At 64.2% G+C, this 16138-nt stretch carries 19 protein-coding genes; 14 read left to right on the top strand and 5 right to left on the bottom strand.

Annotated features, from left to right (window positions below; all coding sequences use genetic code 11):
- The first annotated feature begins 9 nt into the window (after positions 1-9).
- Positions 10-408: a hypothetical protein gene (locus AC1DW2_RS22720; protein ID WP_354131411.1), complete on the top strand. Its 399-nt coding sequence runs from the start codon at positions 10-12 to the stop codon at positions 406-408.
- 130 nt (positions 409-538) lie between these two features.
- Here the strand turns inward: AC1DW2_RS22720 and AC1DW2_RS22715 are convergent, their stop codons facing one another.
- The gene (locus tag AC1DW2_RS22715; protein ID WP_354131410.1) at positions 539-1096 is read right to left on the bottom strand and encodes an SET domain-containing protein; all 558 of its coding nucleotides are present in this window, start codon (positions 1094-1096) and stop codon (positions 539-541) included.
- A 160-nt stretch (positions 1097-1256) separates the two neighbouring features.
- On the opposite strand from AC1DW2_RS22715, the gene AC1DW2_RS22710 reads away from it, so the two are divergent.
- Positions 1257-1862 carry a hypothetical protein gene (locus tag AC1DW2_RS22710; RefSeq protein WP_439035196.1) on the top strand — a complete coding sequence of 202 codons (606 nt, stop codon included), beginning with the start codon at positions 1257-1259 and terminating at the stop codon, positions 1860-1862.
- A gap of 21 nt (positions 1863-1883) precedes the next feature.
- Here the strand turns inward: AC1DW2_RS22710 and AC1DW2_RS22705 are convergent, their stop codons facing one another.
- Positions 1884-2618 carry a TetR/AcrR family transcriptional regulator gene (locus tag AC1DW2_RS22705; RefSeq protein WP_354131409.1) on the bottom strand — a complete coding sequence of 245 codons (735 nt, stop codon included), beginning with the start codon at positions 2616-2618 and terminating at the stop codon, positions 1884-1886.
- Positions 2619-2724: 106 nt separating this feature from the next.
- Between AC1DW2_RS22705 and AC1DW2_RS22700 the strand changes: the two genes are divergently transcribed.
- The 7 genes from AC1DW2_RS22700 (at position 2725) to AC1DW2_RS22670 (ending at position 8102) form a co-directional block, all read left to right on the top strand.
- A complete protein-coding gene (locus AC1DW2_RS22700; protein ID WP_354131408.1) occupies positions 2725-4122 on the top strand; it encodes a carotenoid oxygenase family protein in 1398 nt (465 codons plus the stop codon).
- 74 nt (positions 4123-4196) lie between these two features.
- A complete protein-coding gene (locus tag AC1DW2_RS22695; RefSeq protein WP_071912263.1) occupies positions 4197-4460 on the top strand; it encodes a hypothetical protein in 264 nt (87 codons plus the stop codon).
- Positions 4461-4536: 76 nt separating this feature from the next.
- Positions 4537-5112: a hypothetical protein gene (locus tag AC1DW2_RS22690; protein WP_354131407.1), complete on the top strand. Its 576-nt coding sequence runs from the start codon at positions 4537-4539 to the stop codon at positions 5110-5112.
- Between the two features lie 14 nt (positions 5113-5126).
- Entirely contained in the window at positions 5127-5678 is a 552-nt protein-coding gene (locus tag AC1DW2_RS22685) for an inner membrane-spanning protein YciB (RefSeq protein ID WP_085404236.1), read from the top strand.
- A gap of 108 nt (positions 5679-5786) precedes the next feature.
- Positions 5787-6083, top strand: a complete 297-nt coding sequence (locus AC1DW2_RS22680; protein WP_071912259.1) for a hypothetical protein — start codon at positions 5787-5789, stop codon at positions 6081-6083.
- Between the two features lie 14 nt (positions 6084-6097).
- Positions 6098-7018, top strand: a complete 921-nt coding sequence (locus AC1DW2_RS22675; RefSeq protein ID WP_354131406.1) for an SH3 domain-containing protein — start codon at positions 6098-6100, stop codon at positions 7016-7018.
- Between the two features lie 298 nt (positions 7019-7316).
- Positions 7317-8102: a DUF3616 domain-containing protein gene (locus tag AC1DW2_RS22670; protein ID WP_477007171.1), complete on the top strand. Its 786-nt coding sequence runs from the start codon at positions 7317-7319 to the stop codon at positions 8100-8102.
- 43 nt (positions 8103-8145) lie between these two features.
- Here the strand turns inward: AC1DW2_RS22670 and AC1DW2_RS22665 are convergent, their stop codons facing one another.
- The gene (locus AC1DW2_RS22665; protein ID WP_028158349.1) at positions 8146-9801 is read right to left on the bottom strand and encodes a fumarate hydratase; all 1656 of its coding nucleotides are present in this window, start codon (positions 9799-9801) and stop codon (positions 8146-8148) included.
- Between the two features lie 246 nt (positions 9802-10047).
- Here AC1DW2_RS22665 and AC1DW2_RS22660 point away from each other — a divergent pair, with 246 nt between their 5' ends.
- From AC1DW2_RS22660 to AC1DW2_RS22645, 4 genes are all read left to right on the top strand, one after another.
- Entirely contained in the window at positions 10048-10521 is a 474-nt protein-coding gene (locus AC1DW2_RS22660) for a hypothetical protein (protein ID WP_071912253.1), read from the top strand.
- Between the two features lie 260 nt (positions 10522-10781).
- Positions 10782-10952: a hypothetical protein gene (locus AC1DW2_RS22655; RefSeq protein WP_166090739.1), complete on the top strand. Its 171-nt coding sequence runs from the start codon at positions 10782-10784 to the stop codon at positions 10950-10952.
- Positions 10953-11327: 375 nt separating this feature from the next.
- On the top strand, positions 11328-12449 hold the full coding sequence (locus AC1DW2_RS22650) for a helix-turn-helix transcriptional regulator (RefSeq protein WP_354130452.1): 1122 nt from the start codon (positions 11328-11330) through the stop codon (positions 12447-12449).
- 80 nt (positions 12450-12529) lie between these two features.
- Complete coding sequence (locus AC1DW2_RS22645; RefSeq protein WP_354130453.1) at positions 12530-13204, top strand: methyltransferase family protein; 675 nt, start codon at positions 12530-12532, stop codon at positions 13202-13204.
- 17 nt (positions 13205-13221) lie between these two features.
- Here AC1DW2_RS22645 and AC1DW2_RS22640 read toward each other — a convergent pair whose 3' ends face one another.
- Positions 13222-13929, bottom strand: coding sequence for a glutathione S-transferase (locus AC1DW2_RS22640; protein WP_354130454.1), 708 nt, complete (start codon positions 13927-13929; stop codon positions 13222-13224).
- A gap of 200 nt (positions 13930-14129) precedes the next feature.
- Entirely contained in the window at positions 14130-14804 is a 675-nt protein-coding gene (locus AC1DW2_RS22635; RefSeq protein ID WP_063982296.1) for a lectin, read from the bottom strand.
- A 323-nt stretch (positions 14805-15127) separates the two neighbouring features.
- Between AC1DW2_RS22635 and AC1DW2_RS22630 the strand changes: the two genes are divergently transcribed.
- A complete protein-coding gene (locus AC1DW2_RS22630; RefSeq protein ID WP_354130455.1) occupies positions 15128-16129 on the top strand; it encodes an NrtA/SsuA/CpmA family ABC transporter substrate-binding protein in 1002 nt (333 codons plus the stop codon).
- Positions 16130-16138: the final 9 nt, after the last annotated feature.

The following is a 16138-nucleotide window of genomic DNA, read 5'->3' as shown; positions in this document are numbered from 1 at the left end:
GAGACCACGATGATCGACGCATCCACCTTCCTGCGCCGCGCGCTTCTCGCCGACGCCATCTTCAGCGGCGTCGCCGCCCTCGGCTTCACCTTCGGCGCCGGCGCGTTCGCATCGCTGTTCAACCTGCCTGAAGCGCTGCTGCGTGAGACCGGCCTGTTCCTGATCGCCTACACCGCGCTGGTCGGCTGGCTTGCCTCGCGTGCCTCCGTGGCGAGGCCGCTCGTGCTGCTGGTCGTGGTCGGCAACGCGGCCTGGACGGTCGGCAGCATCGCGCTGCTGTTCTCGGGCGCGGTGTCGCCGAACATCAGCGGCGAGCTCATGGTCGTCGCGCAGGCGATCGCGACCGGCGTGTTTGCCGAGCTGCAATATGTGGGATTGCGGAAGAGCGGGAATGTGGTGACGGCGTGAGACCACGTCACTCGCTGTCGTCGCCCGGCTCGACCGGGCGACCCAGTATTCCGAGACAGTAGACGGATGCGGATGGGCTGCGGCGTACTGGATGCCCCGCTTTCGCGGCGCATGACACCGCGGCTAATGGCTAAGCCCGCGCGCGACCGTTCTTCTTGCCAACGGCATGGCCGTTGAGCTTCTTCTTGCCGGCCTTCGCGCCCGCCTTCTTGGCCTTGGCTTCCGTGCGCGCCTTCACCTTGGTGCGTTCGGCGCGGGCCTCGGCGCGCAGCTTCTTGCGCTTGGCCTCGCAGGAAGGGCATTTGCAGCCGATCGGCTTGAGATAGGCTTTGAAGTAGTCGGTGCCGTAATCGTAGTTGATCTCGTCGCCCGGCTCGATGTTCTTGATGGCGCGGATGAAGACCTTGCGCTCGCGCGGCCGGACGTCGGACTCGGCGTTGGGGCGGCAGGAATGGTTGATGTAGCGGGCGAGGTTCTTGCGCACCGACCCGTCGATGGTCCAGCGGTTGTTGAGCTCGAACAGGTATTTGTTCTCGATCTCGTCATGCGCGGGAATTTTGGAGTCCAGGATCGGTCCGAAATAACGGATGATCCGGGTCCCCTTCTTGATCGGCATGGTGGCGAAGAGGCCAAGTCCGGTCTTGGAACGGCCGACGCGGTAGGATTTGCTGGAAGCGATGGCTGGCATGATCGAATGAGATGTCGCGGACGAAGCGCGGTAAGCGCAGCGGAAGGCGCCCTTCTAGAACGATTCCGCGCCGCTGTCAGGTACATCCCGCCTCTGTTTGAACCTTGCCCACAGTGAAGACGTCTGATGGAGGAAGTTCCCTCTGTATCAAGGCGTCGTCATGAGGCGTATCGCGTTCCTTTGTCTGACCGTGCTGCTGACTTGCCTGAGCGCGGGTCACGTCGCCGCCCAATCCATGGGCAGCAGCTATTCCTCCACAGCGCCAAAAGACTGCCGCCAGATCGGCAAGCCCAGCGAGCTCGACGGCAGCACCACACGGGTCTGCCCGGGAAAAAACGGCCTGATCGTGCTGATCGCCGAGGATGATCTGCGCGAAATCGTCTCGGTCGGCCGCAACCGCAAGGCCGCAGCGGAGGAACCGGCGGCAAAGGTCTGGTTCGCGCCATTCAATTCGTCGGAGGCCACCGTCGAATGGCGTAGCGCGGGCACGAAGCCGATTGCCATGATCCAGCGCTGGCACATCGCCGATAGCACCGATCCCGACAAGCAGGGACGGCCGAACACCAAGGCCATGCTCGTCGTGACGCGGCTGCCGCCGGGGTCGGTCTGCCACGTCGCCTATGTCGATGCCATCGCCAACCCCACCGCCAATGAGCTCGCTCGCAAGGCGGCGGACGATTTCGCCCGCAGCTTCACTTGCGGCAAGGACGAGGTGAAGATTGTCGGCACGCGTGGACGTGCGGTCGAACTCGCGACGATGCGCTAGGGCAGCGCCCGCCCGAACGCGCTATGCCGGCAGCTTCGCCGTGATGGGCGCCGTCAGCATCGCCTCGAGCAACTGTTCGGCCGTCGTCCCCTCGGGCAGCCGCCCCAAAATGTCTTCGAGCCGTCCGTCGAGCAGCAGCATGGTGAAGCCGTGCACCATGGACCAGGCGCGGGCGATCGCCGCACCCTGGTTCAGCGTCAGCGAATCTTCGCTGATCTGCTCCTGACGCATCATGCCGATGGCATTGGCGAGCCCGGCGAAGGAGGCTTCGGCCGCCTCGTGCAGCGAGGGTCTGGAATAATCGAGCCGTTCGGTGCGGAACATGATGCCGTACATGCCGGGATGGGCCTGCGCATAGGCGACATAGGCCTTCGGCCGCGCCAGCGCGCGCTCCAGCGGCGTGGTGGCGGCGTCGCAGGACGAGGCCATCGCCGCGTTGAACTGGCGGAAGCCGACGGCCGCGAGCTCGCTGAGCAGGCCGGTGAGATCGCCGAAATGATGGGTCGGCGCGGCATGCGAGACGCCCGCCTCCCGCGCCACCGCGCGCAAGGTCAGGCCGGAGAGCCCGTCGCGCTCCAGCACCCGTTCGGCGGCCTGGAGCAGCGCCTCGCGCAGGGCGCCGTGATGATACGGCGTCTCCGTCTTCGCTACTGCCGGACGGCGTGTGGAACGCGCCTGCGCGCTCGCGGCCGACGATGTCTTGCTCGGGGTACGCGGCTTGCGCGCTGTTTCGCTGTTGGTGTCGCTTTTGGCCATTTGCAAGCTATATGACGCAATATTGACAGTGTAAAGATTTCACTTGACGAATGCGGTGATCGGCATTATTCGATCTTTACGATGTAAAGATAAGGAGGGATACGCCGTGCAGCACGACGCCGTCACCGAGCGCCGCCATAACCTCGGTCCGATTCCATTCGAAGCCGATGCGCCATTCCTCAAAATCGTCGGGGAATTGCCGCGCGATCTGAATGGCGTGCTCTATCGCAACGGTCCCAATCCGCAGTTCGATGCGCCCGGTGCGCACTGGTTCGTCGGCGACGGCATGCTGCATGCTTTCCACCTCGAGAACGGCCGCGCCAGCTATCGCAACCGCTGGGTCCGCACGCCGAAATGGCTGGCCGAGCACGATGCCGGCCGCGCGCTGTTCGGCGGCTTCGGCCGCAAGCTGCCGGATGCGCCACAAAACCTCACCGACGGCGGCGTCGCCAACACCAACATCATCTTTCATGCCGGCAAGCTTTTGGCGCTGGAAGAAGCGCATCTGCCGACCGAGATCGAGCCGGGCACGCTGGCGACGCGCGGCTATCACGATTATCAGGGTCGTGTCGCCGGCAGCTTCACGGCGCATCCGAAGGTCGACCCGGTCACCGGCGAGCTCGTGTTCTTCGGCTACAACGCCGCGGGTCCGCTGACGCCTGCCCTCTCCTACGGATCGATCGACGCCTCCGGCAAGGCGACGCGCTTCGAACGTTTCGAGGCGCCCTATGCCAGCATGGTGCACGACTTCATCGTCACCGAGAACCATGCGCTGTTTCCGATCCTGCCGATCACCGGCAGCATGGAGCGCGCGATGAGCGGACGGCCGCCTTATGCCTGGGAGCCGGACAAGGGCGCCTATGTCGGCGTGATGAAGCGCAACGGCACGGCGAAGGACATCGTCTGGTTTCGCGGCGAAGCCTGCTACGTCTTCCACATCATGAACGCGTGGGAGGACGGCAACCGCATCATCGCCGACGTCATGCAGTTCGAGGAAGCGCCGCTGTTTCCGCATCCCGATGGCCGGCCGACGGATCCGGAGAAATCACGCGCGCGCCATTGCCGCTGGACGTTCGATCTCTCGGGGAAGACCGACCGCTTCCAGCAGACCTATCTCGACGATCTCACCGGCGAATTCCCCCGCATCGACGACCGCCGCGCCGGATTGAAAAGCCATCACGGCTGGTACGCCTGCGCCAATCCGCGGCTGCCGATGTTCGGCGCGCTGTCGGGCATCGTCCATGTCGACGGCAACGGCAGACGGCTCGGTCATTATCTGCTGCCGGCCGGCGATACCATCTCCGAGCCGGTGTTCGTCGAGCGCGCGACGGATGCCACGGAAGGCGACGGCTGGCTGTTGGCGGTGGTCTGGCGCGCGCGGGAGAACCGCAGCGACCTCGCGGTGTTCAACGCCACCGATGTCGAAGCCGGCCCCGTTGCGCTGGTGCAGCTCGGCCACCGCGTGCCCGACGGCTTTCACGGCAATTGGGTGGGCGCGCAGTAACTCTTGTCATTCCGGGGCGCGACGACGTCGCGAGCCCCGGAATGACATCGCGGATGTCACCAAAGAGGCCTCGCATGCATATGCCCTCGATCACCGCAGATTGCCTTGCCGTCCTCGCCCTGGCCTGCGCAGCGCTCGCACTCCGGATGATCCGGCTGCGACGGAGCGGCCATGTCATCTTCAACGGCGGCATCTTGCTCTCGGTCGGCCTCCTGCTCGCCGCCGCGCTGCCGATCCTGTCGCGCCTGCCCTGGGCGGAATTCGCCGACGAGGCGTCCGACCAAGCCATTGCTGCCCTTCACTTTTTGGAAGTCACCTACGTTATTTTGACACTGTAAAGATTTCGCTTGACCCAGCATCGCTCCTGAATTATTGATCTTTACATCGTAAAGATTAGCCAGACCGAGGCGGCTCATGGCGATTTTCCTGATCCTCGCGCCCTACGGCGCCTACACTTTCCTGATGCTGGTGACGTCGGCCACGATCAGCGTGTTTGCCGCGTCTGCGATCTGCCTCGCCACCATCACGGTCGATGTCGCGCGCGGCCGCTCCGTGAAGATCCTAGCGACGGGCTCGGCGATCGTATTCGCCGCAATCGGCCTCTACCTCGCGCTGATCGACCCGAAGCTCAGCACGCTGGGAGTCAAGCTGTCGGTCGACATCGGCATCTTCGTCATCTCGCTCGGCTCGATGCTGGTCCGCCACCCGTTCACGCTGCAATATGCGGTTGAAACGGTCCCGGCCGAGACGGCGGCGATGCCCGGCTTCCTCACCGCCAACTACGTCATCACCGGCGCCTGGACCACCGCCGCGCTGTTGATGATGGCCGCCAACATCGCGCTGCTCTACGTCCCCGGCCTGCCGCTCTGGTCGGGCCTTGCGGTCGCCTTCGCCGCCCGCAACAGCGCGATCTACTTCACAAAATGGTATCCCGAGTATCGCCAGATCAAATATGCTGCGCCCGCCGCCGCGCTGCCCCACCCCCATTGAAGACAGGACAGACGATGAAAGACGTATTCCGCCGGCTCGTCTCTGATTTCCTCTCCACCATCGTCTTCCTGGTAATCTATCTCGTGACCGACAACGTCATCCTCGCGACCGCAGTCGCGATCCTTGGCGCCATCGGCCAGGTGGTCTGGTCGCGGGTCAAGGGCCAGACGCTGGGCTACATGACCTGGGCGAGCCTCGGCCTCGTCATCGTGCTCGGTGGCGCAACGCTGCTCACCCACGATCCGCGCTTCGTGCTGGCGAAGCCCGCGATCGGGCATGTCGCGATCGGCATCATCATGCTCAAGCGCGGCTGGATGCTGCGTTATCTGCCGGCGATCGTGACCGAGACCATTCCGGAATACGTTACCGTCGCGGGCTACGCCTGGGCCGCGCTGATGTTTGCGCTCGCCGCGGGGACCGTTGCGGTTGCCATGACCGGCGACATGAAGCTGTGGGCCTTCTATATTTCGGTGGTCCTGATCGGCGCGAAGATCGTTGCGTTCGCGATCCAGTACGTGGCCTTCCGCCTGCTCATCGGCAGCCGTATTCGCGCAGCCCGCGCTTAAGGGCGCGTCAAAGAGAGCGTTAGGCACGTCCCCCGAGTTAGGCTATAGGCGTCCCTGGCTCACCTTGCGGATTGTCGCGAGGTGCCGGGAAAAAGTTGGGAGACACGAATGGCCGTGGACGGCAACTGGACTCTGACCATGACGACGCCCATGGGCGAGCGCAAGGCCACGCTGACCTTGCTGAACTCCGGCGGCACACTGACCGGAACGCAGGGCGCCGACGGCAATTCGGCCGAGATCTTCGACGGCACCATCAGCGGCGACGCCGTCAACTGGAAAGTCTCGATCACCAATCCGATGCCGTTGACGCTCGAGTTCATCGGAACGGTCTCTGGCGACAGCATGAGCGGCGAGATGGGCATCGGCCCGATGGGCAGCTTTCCGTTCACGGGCGCGCGCGCGTAGGCACGTTGCGAACCATGCGCGTGCTCCGTCTCATCGCGGCAACGATCCTGTGTGTCGCGACGCAAGCGGCGCGCGCGGATGACACCGAACCGGCGTGGCGCGCAAGCGCGCTCGCCATGGTGCCGGCGGGCTATGTCACCGGCACGGCCTATCGGACCGAAGGCTCGACCGGCACCCTCGCCGTCTATCCGGCCTCGTCGAATGATCCGAAGACACCGGCAAGCGTGTTCGCTGCACGCCAGGCCCTCGTCGTCACGCTGACGCCGGATGCGACGCGCGCGGTCTCGGCCGAATTGAAGCCGCGCAGCGCGCCGGATCCTGATAACGACGACACTGACTTCGCAAAGCTCCACGCCGATCTCGCCGCCAGGCGCGCAACGCTGCCCGATGGGACCGAGCCGTGTGATCTCGGCGCCTGGTCCATCGACAAGGATCCTGATGGCCTCAACGTGCGCGCCGAGCCCTCGGCGAAAGCGCGCGTGCTCGGCACGCTGCCGCCGCCCTACCGGCTGAAGCTTGGCGGCGCCGAGAACACGCCCGACGGCGGCTGGCTCACCGAATTCCGCATCATCGGCTTCAAGGACGGCTGGTTCCTGATTGAAGGCGCGAAGCCGCCCGGCAAGGATTACGAGGACGAGAAGAGATATCCGCGCAGCGCGCCAAAACCCTATGCGGGGCGCGGCTGGGTCGCGTCCAACAAGGTCGGCGCGTCCTACGCCAATGGCGCGACGCGCATGGGCGGAGTTTTCCAGGCGCCGTTCGTCGATGCGAAATGGATGCCTGCCCAGCGCGAGCTCGGCGGCCCAATCGACACCGACGGCGGCCCGAAGCGCATCTTTGCCTGTAGCGGGCTCTGGGGCCTCGTCGAGAGCCAGGACGGCGTCCGCGGCTGGTGGCGCTCGCTGTGCTCGAACCAGGTTACGAATTGCAGCTAACGGGCTGCGGTCATTGGCCACGGGGCCAAGGCGCTCAGGTCGTTGACCACAGCCGGCTTCACGAGCAGGATACAGCATACAACTAAAGATTTTTATTGATCTCAACACACTTGCAGCAGAAGGGGAATTTGCATGGTCTCCCTCCCCGCTCGCAATCGCATCCACCTGTTCCTGACCTCCGCCGTGGCCGCGCTTGCTGGAGCAGCGCCGGCGAGTGCCGATGTGCTCGAGCCGCAGTCACCGGCGTGGCAACTGAGCGAGCCGTTCAAGAAGAGCGCGGATGCCCGCACCAACATCAGTGGAGCGGCGTGCGCGACCACATCCCCGCCCCTCAAATCCTGCCTCGTCGTCAACGACGATGAGCGATCAGGCCAGCGGCGATCCGGATGCCGAGGGCGCCGCTTACGATGACGGTTATTTCTACGTGGTCGGATCGCACGGCCGCAAACGTTATCATCCCGACGACAGCAATCCGACGAGCTATCACCTCTTTCGCTTTCCCGTCGACAAGCTCACTGGAGAGCCACCCTTCCCGATCTCCGCGGACGAGGTGATCGGCGTCGAAGCATCTGTGACGCGCCTGCGCGGTGCAATCAAGGACGCACTGCCCGCGGATTACGACAAGCCCCTCGGCGACAACGGCGCCAACATCGAAGGCATCGCGGTCAAGGCGGACCTAATGTATCTTGGTTTCCGTGGTCCTTCCAAAGACGGCAATGCTTATATTCTCACGGTCGACGCAAAGGCCGTCTTCACCGAGAACCTGCCGCTCAAGGCCAAGCTCATCGACCCTCCGCTGCCGCTTGGTACAACGACCGGTATCAGGGACATCGCCGCCGTGTCAGGCGGCTTGCTTCTCCTGACCGGGCCGGTCAACGAACAGCAGATTGCGCCCGCCGTCGTCTTCTACAATACCAGCAGCGGCAAGCTTGGAACGATCCACACGCTCAACGTCGCCGACAGCACCGCCAAGGCAGAGACCCTGCTGGTGCTCAGCGACATCAGCGGCGAGCCATGGCGCGTGCTCGTAATGTTCGATGGGCCCGAAAACGGCGCGCCGACGCAGTATCTGGTGCCGCGCTAAAGCGCACCATCAGCAGCGGACCGCCGTTCAACTGCGCGGAGCGCTAGCCCAGATTCAATTCCTTGAAGAAGTCGTTCCCCTTGTCGTCGATGATGATGAACGCCGGGAAGTCGACGACTTCGATGCGCCAGATCGCTTCCATGCCGAGCTCGGGATATTCGAGCACCTCGACCTTCTTGATGCAGTGCTCGGCGAGGTTCGCAGCCGCACCGCCGATCGAGCCGAGATAGAAGCCGCCATACTTCTTGCAGGCCTCGCGCACGGCAGGCGCCCGGTTGCCCTTGGCCACCATCACCATCGAGCCGCCGGCGGCCTGGAACTGGTCGACGAAGGAATCCATGCGGCCCGCGGTGGTCGGGCCGAACGCGCCGGAGGCGTAGCCCTCGGGCGTCTTGGCGGGACCGGCGTAGTAGACCGGATGGTTCTTGAAATAGTCCGGCAGCGGCTCGCCTCTCTCGAGGCGCTCGCGCAGCTTGGCATGCGCGCTATCGCGCGCGACGATCATAGTGCCGGTCATCGAGACCCGCGTCTTGGTCGGGTACTTCGAGAACGTCGCCAGGATGTCCTTCATCGGCTGGTTGAGGTCGATCTTGACGACCTCGCCGCCGAGCGACTGCTCGACCTGCGGCAGATATTGCGCGGGGTTGTGCTCAAGCTCTTCGAGATAGACGCCATCTTTGGTGATCTTGCCGAGCACCTGGCGGTCGGCCGAGCACGACACGCCGAGCCCGATCGGCAGCGAGGCGCCGTGGCGCGGCATGCGGATAACGCGCACGTCGTGGCAGAAATACTTTCCACCGAACTGCGCGCCGACGCCGAGCGACTGCGTCATCTTGTGGATTTCCTGCTCCATCTCGACGTCGCGGAAGGCGTTGCCGTCGGGCGAGCCGTGGGTCGGCAGCGCGTCGAGATAGCGGGCGGAGGCGAGCTTCACCGTCTTCATGCACAGCTCGGCCGAGGTGCCGCCGATCACGATGGCGAGGTGATAGGGCGGGCACGCCGCGGTGCCCAGCGTCAGGATCTTCTCCTTGAGGAAGGCGAGCAGGCGGTCCTTGGTCAGCACCGAGGGCGTGGCCTGGAACAGGAAGCTTTTATTGGCAGAGCCGCCGCCCTTCGCCATGAACATGAACTTGTAGGCGTCGTCGCCCTCGGCGTAGATTTCGCACTGCGCCGGCATGTTGTTGGCGGTGTTCTTCTCCTCGTACATCGACAAGGGCGCGACCTGCGAGTAGCGCAGATTGCGGCGGAGGTAAGCGTCGCGCGCACCTTCCGACAGCGCCGCCTCGTCGTCACCATCGGTGATGACGTTGCAGCCCTTCTTGCCCATGATGATCGCGGTACCGGTGTCCTGGCACATCGGCAGCACGCCGCCGGCCGCGATGTTGGCGTTCTTCAAGAAGTCGAGCGCGACGAACTTGTCGTTGGGGCTCGCCTCGCCGTCCTCCAGGATCGCGCGGAGCTGCTTCAGATGGCCGGGGCGCAGATAGTGGTTGATGTCGCCGAAGGCCGCCTCTGACAGCGCCCGCAGCGCCTCCCGCGACACCACCAGCATGTCCTTCCCCAGGACCTTCTCGACCCTGATACCCTCGGCCGTGATCTTCTTGTAGGGCGTCTCGTCCTTGCCAAGCGGGAACAGCGGGGTGTGCTTGTAGGGCGGAACGGGTTTTGCGGGGTCGGGGAAGGCGGTGGGAGCGTTCATGGGCAAATCTCGGGGTTTTGGAGCCCTCGCGGGCCTCTAAGCGTAGAAGCGTTCTAAGCTTTTTTGCCGCGAATGGAAGGCGTTCTGGCGCGGCCGAGGCATCCCGATTCGGCGTCACGACGGCCCTTTTTGGTTGCCGTCGGCCGGACGCAAGGTGGCGACGACCGTCCCCGGCAGGCTCTGGGTGCACCCCTTGCGCTCGGCGCGCGACGAAGGTTGAATGCGCGGCCTAAGGGGCTTTTCATCATGATTTTCAAACTGAACGTCCGCGGCGCGATCCTGGTCGCCGCCGCCATCACCGGCCTTGTGACCCTCGCCTCGCCTGCCCGCGCGGATCGCTGCGATGACAGCGCCAAGGAGCTGACGAACCAGGTCGAGCGCCTCAAGGTGAATTTCCGGGCCGCCAACATCGTCTACCTCTCGCACCCCGCGGCCAAGGAGCTGTCCGTGGGTTGCCGCGGCGACAAATATTCCATCGAGCTCTATGCCAAGGGCGATCGCAAGCCGACACCGGAGTTCTTTTCACTGGTGGGGTCGATGGCGGCGATCGTCTTCACCGTCACGAAGGACGACACCACGACGGGCGCGACACGCTGCCTGAAGCGGATGGGACTGTTGCGCGGCGACAAGGTCGTCATGCGCTACCGCCGGCTCAACATGGAATGCACGCGTACCAAGACGGATGCGTCCATCGCGATCACGCGCGGCAAGGACGAATAAGCGGGGCACTCGCTCTTTCCACACGCTCCGTCATTGCGAGCGCAGCGAAGCAATCCAGAATCCCTCCGCGGTGACAGTCCTGGATTGCTTCGCTGCGCTCGCAATGACGAGGAGAGGTTCGTCCGCTCCCTCGTACAGCGAAGGAGGCACAAAAGGCACATCCCACCGCACCAACTCCCTCGCATTTTAACGATTGGCTTGACGGAAGCTTCGCTCCTCGCAGCGCAAGGTCGATTGTTTCCATGTGTGAGGATTTGTGGATGAGCGTCTCTACCGTTGCGCCGCCGCCGATCGCGATCGTGGTGCCGAGCTACGACGCGACCAAGCAGCAGGACGACCAGAAGACCAAGGACAACGACCCGACCTACAAGCCGCCGCCGCCCGCGCCGCTGCCGCCGGGTCAGGGCACGCGGATCGATCAGCTCGCCTGATCAGACCGGTCAAAGATGAAACGCCCGATCCGGTCGATCGGGCTTTTCGCGTGTCCAGCCGCATCTTCGCCGGATAGCGGGACCAACATCGTGCGCGGCTGACCTGCGCATGATCGCAAAATTGCCGTTGCAGAACACGATCACCGCCGCGGCCATGGGCGCGCTGCTGTTCGCTTGCGCCGGAACGATGCACTGGCCTTCGGCCTGACTGTTCCCACGCCACGTCCGGCCGGCCCGTTCCTCCCGGCATCTCGCTCAGCGCCCGCCAGGGCTTCGAGAGCGTCTTCAAGTGTGATCCGGCTCATCAAATTTCCACATCCGGCGTGCTCATCTGTGAGGCTGAACGAGTCCATCCATCCGTTCATGGACACGCCTATGGAACTGAATGAAAAGCTGCTCTCGCTGGTGACGGACATCTACGATGCAGCGCTCGACGATTCCCAATGGACGGCGACACTTGGCAGCATCGTCGACCTAGCGGGCGGCCAGAGCGGTGGTCTGGTCTGGATCGGGGCAGCCGGCGGGGCCGTGATCTCGCATGCCGTCGGTGTCGAACCCGCCCATGTTCAGTCCTACATCGAAACCTACGAGCCATTCGATCCGTCGCGCAGCGTGCTCCACGCCGCGGTCGGCCAAATCCAGACGATCAGGGACTGGATCGACGTCGACGAATTCCGGACGACCACATTCTACAACGAATGGGCGCAGCCGCAGGGTCTCGAGGACGCCGCCAACATCCTGCTCGGCAAGTCTGCCGAGGGAATATCCCGTCTCTCGATCATGAAGGGCGGCGGGCCTGTCGATCGCAGGATGTATCAGACCATCTCTCACCTGACGCCGCACATGCAACGGGCCATGCTCGTCAGACAGAAGCTGCAGCAGCAGAATGCATTGGAGACGACGTCGGTCCGCACGCTCGACGCTCTGCGCACCGCCGTTCTGCTGCTCGATGCCGACGGTCATATCACGCACGCCAATGCGAGCGCGCGAGAGATTTTGGACGAGGCCGACGTCCTTCGTTCGGTCCATGGCCGGCTCGTGACGTCGGACCTGAATGCCGATCGGATGCTGCGGCAGGCACTGGCGGGCACCGCTCTCGGCGACCGGTCGATGACGAGCGCGAGCATCTCGCTGCATCTGACGGCCCGCAACGGCTCGCATTATGTCGGGAATCTCCTGCCGCTCACGGCTGGACGCCGGCAAATGTTCGGGGCCGGCTATGAGGCCTGCGCCGTCCTGTTCGTCAGCAAGGCAGCGCTCGAGACGATCGTCGCGCCCGACCTCATCCGGAAGCTCTTCAAGCTGACACCGGCCGAGCTGCGCGTCTTTCTGGCCATCGTCGAAATCGGCGGGGTTCCTGACGTGGCCAGAAGCATGGGCATCGCCGAAACGACGATCAAGACCCATCTCACCAGGATCTTCACGAAGACCGGAACCAAACGACAGGCCGATCTGGTTCGGCTCCTGGCGGCCTTTACGTCGCCCATCAAGATCTGAAGCCAACCCTGTCGCACCGGCCGCATGTTTGCCCGAACAATGCTATCAATGCACCGGCGTATGACTGAATCAGATCGAACATGATCGCAAAACTGCTGTTGCAGAACACGATCACCACCGCCGGCATGGGCGCGCTGCTGTTCGCTTGCGCCGGGACGATGCATTGGCCTTCGGCCTGGGTGTTCCTCGCCACCTGCGCCCTGCTCGGCCCGCTCTGCGGCTGGTGGCTTTATCGGGTCGATCCGGCGCTGCTCGCCGAACGTCTGCGGCCGGTCCTGCAAAAGGACCAGCCTGCCGCCGACAAGGCCTTCATGATCGTCTTCGCCATTGCGATGCTGGCCTGGCTGGCCGCGATGGGGCTCGACCGGCGCACGCAGTCCTCCGACGTGCCGGTTGCGTTGCAGGCGCTCGGTCTCGTGCTGTTCGTCCTCTCGACGCTGTTCATCCTGTGGGTGTTCCGCGAGAACTCGTTCGCCGCGCCCGTGGTGAAGCTCCAGGCCGAACGCGCACAGCGCGTGGTCTCGACGGGGCCTTACGCGCATGTGCGCCATCCCATGTACAACGGCATGATCCTGTTCTTCGCCGGCGTGCCGCTGCTGCTGGGCTCGTGGTGGGGCCTTGCGATAGCGCCGGTCATCGTCGTTTTGTTTGCTGTTCGCATCGGCATCGAGGAGCGCACGCTGCGTGAGGGCCTGCCGGGCTATTCCGACTATATGACGCGCGTGCGCTATCGCCTGCTGCCCGGCGTTTGGTGAGCCGCTATCCGGACCGGCTAATTGTCCAATTCCTTGTAGCGGCGGAAAATGCCTTGCTCGTTGAAGGGAATGCGGCGCTCACTTTCGAGATAGGCCTTGATGTTCGGCCGCGCGGCGATGCGGTCATGCAGATCGACGAGGCCCGGGATATTTCCCTCGAACGCCTTCATGCGCTTGGGAAAGGCGTAGCGCAGCCCGGCGACGATCTGGAACAGCGAGAGATCGACGTAAGTCAGCCTTCGACCGGTGACATAGGCGCCGCCATTGCCGGCGAAAAGCTCTTCGAAATAGCCGAGATATTTCGGCACGCGCTCGTCCCAAAACTCGGCCGTGCGCTTCTTCGCCGGCGCCTTCTGATCTTCATAGTACATCGAAGGCCCGAGCGGGTGATGGGTGTCGTGGATCTCGGTCACGAGGTCGGTGATGGTGAGCTGAAGCTGGTGCACCCAAAGCTTGCCCGCTTCCGTCTTCGGCGCGAGCCCATGACGGGCGCCGAGATAGAGCAGGATGTTGGCGGTCTGGCCGATGACGAGCTTGCCCGCTTTCAGGAACGGCGGCGCGAAGGGCGGCGTGCCGCCATGCGCGTCCATCATCTTCATCATCGCAGCTGTTCCGCGCGCCCCCCGCGCGACGTCGACATAAGCCGCCCCCGCCTCCTCCAGGGCCAACCGCACATATTCGCCGCGGCCCTGGATCTCAGGCCAGTAGTAGAGCTCGTATTTCATGGGAAGGGTCCGTGAGCGTGGAAGCGGTCGGACCAATGTAACATGCGGCCGAAGGTTCCGTGAGAGCGAGACGGAACGGCGGCACCACATACCCCGTCATTGCGAGCGCAAGCGAAGCAATCCAGAATCTTTCCGCGGAGACAGTCTGGATTGCTTCGCTACGCTCGCAATGTCGCGGGGAGAGAGCTGCGCGCCCTAACTCAATTCGCCGCGAAACAAAACAGCAGGCCGTCGCCGCCGGTGCTCTTCAGATCGGCCTGCGAGCAGCCGCCGTCAGGACCGCGCGAGGGGTGAGAGCTGTTCCAGGACTTTGACGGCTCGTCGTCGCGCAGGCCCTTACGATCGGCATGGCCGACGACCGCCGCGCCCTGCGTGCTCGACGTCCAGTTCCTGCAGGTCTTGTCGTCGCCCGCGGCAAAAGCGGTGCCGTCCGGTTGCGATCCCGTGAGGATATCGTGCCGGTTCGGCGTGTCGCCGGCGCCGTTGATGACCTCGCCCTTCTCGCTGAGCGCTGTCTGCTTGGTGAGGTTATTGGCCGCGCCGTGCAGGTCGGCAACGTCCTTGGCAATCACCGCACCCTTGGCATTCTGCCACGGTCCCTTGCCAATGCGGTCCTTGGCATTGACGGCGGGCTTGCCGTCAGCGGCCTGCGTCGAGAGATAGGCGCGCCAGGTCTTGCCGCCGGCGCCGCCGGCCTGCGCCAGCTTCTGGCACTGCGCATCGGCTCCCTCCAGGCCGCCGAGATCGGCTCCCTTGCCCGGCCCGCTCGAAGTCACGAAGAAGGTCATGTCGGCTGACTGCGCCCACACCGATGGACTTGCGAAGACCGCGAACGCAACGCCTGCTGGCACGATGACCCTGGCAAGAATGCTCATCCTATCCTCCCGATTGTTCCTGCGATTGCGCCTCGCTGGACGGTCTTTGATCCGCTGACATGAACCCGTCACGACAGACATTATTCCAGCGGCCATCCGCCGCACGCGCATCACCTTGAGCGGCGGCGCTCGACCGGTCGCCCCGAGGGCCATGTCGATTAATTGCTTCCAGAGACCGTAGCGCCGGGCGAGCATACCAACGTGGGGCCGATCCTCAAGAGATCGCCCAGGAGGGGACGCGGGAGTCTGCTGCGGGGCCGTTCAGGGCGGCATCCGCGATCACATCGGGGCTGCCGCCGGGCGCGGCGCGAGGGGAGATCGTCATGCACTGGAACACCGTCCGCCCAATCGCGGCAATTGCCGGCTATGCCGCGCTTTGCTGCCTTGCCATCAGTCCGGGCCGCGCCTCGGCCGCGGAATTGCTCAAAGCCCGGCTTGCGCAAAACCTCGGACCGATCTCCGGCCTTGCGATCGTCGCCAAATCGAAGGGGATTTTCGAAAAGAACGGACTGGACATCACCGTCTCGAACTTCACGTCCGGCAAGCAGTGCCTGGACACCGTGATCGGGGGCGGCGCCGACATCGCGACGACGGCGGAGGCGCCGGTCACCGCTTCGGCGATGGCAAACCAGCCCATCGCCTTCGTCGCCGGCATGGAATATTCCGACCTCAAGACGGTCGTCGCGGCCAAGGCCGGCGTCAAGACCAAGGCAGATCTTCGCGGCAAGCGAATCGGATTCACTGCCGGCACCGGCAGCGAGGTCTACACGGCGACTTTGCTGAAGTCGGCGGGATTGACTCCCAAGGATGTCACCCTCGTCAACCTGCGGCCGCAGGAGATGCTGCCGGCACTTGCAGCAGGAAGCATCGACGCGATCGACACTTGGGAACCCCACATCGCCAACGCCAAGAAGGCCCTCGGCGAAGCCGTCGTTGAGCTCGATACAACGGGCACTTACTCCGAGACGTTCAACATCGTTGTCATGAGGACCTATCTGGATGCCAACCCTGCGCTGGTTGAGAAGTTCATCGCCTCACTGATCGACGCCGAGGTCTGGATGAAAGCACACCCGGATGAAGCGATCACGGTCGTGGCGGACGCGGTCGGCATGAAGCGGGACGACCTCGCTCCGATCTGGGCCGACTATGTTTACCGGGTGCGTCTCGACGACCGGCTGATCGAGATTCTCAAGACCCACTCCGCATGGCGCCTCGAGAGCGGCAACCATCCTCCGGGAGCGGCGATGCCCGACTTCAGCAAGGTCGTCGTCGCCGAGCCGCTGAAGAAGGTCGACCCCGCACGCGTGACGCTCTCGTGGAAATAGGCACCCGCA

This window comes from Bradyrhizobium sp. P3_C3, from assembly GCF_056402655.1.
Note: the sequence above shows the minus strand (reverse complement) of the source record. Positions and strands in the feature narration are given on the sequence as shown.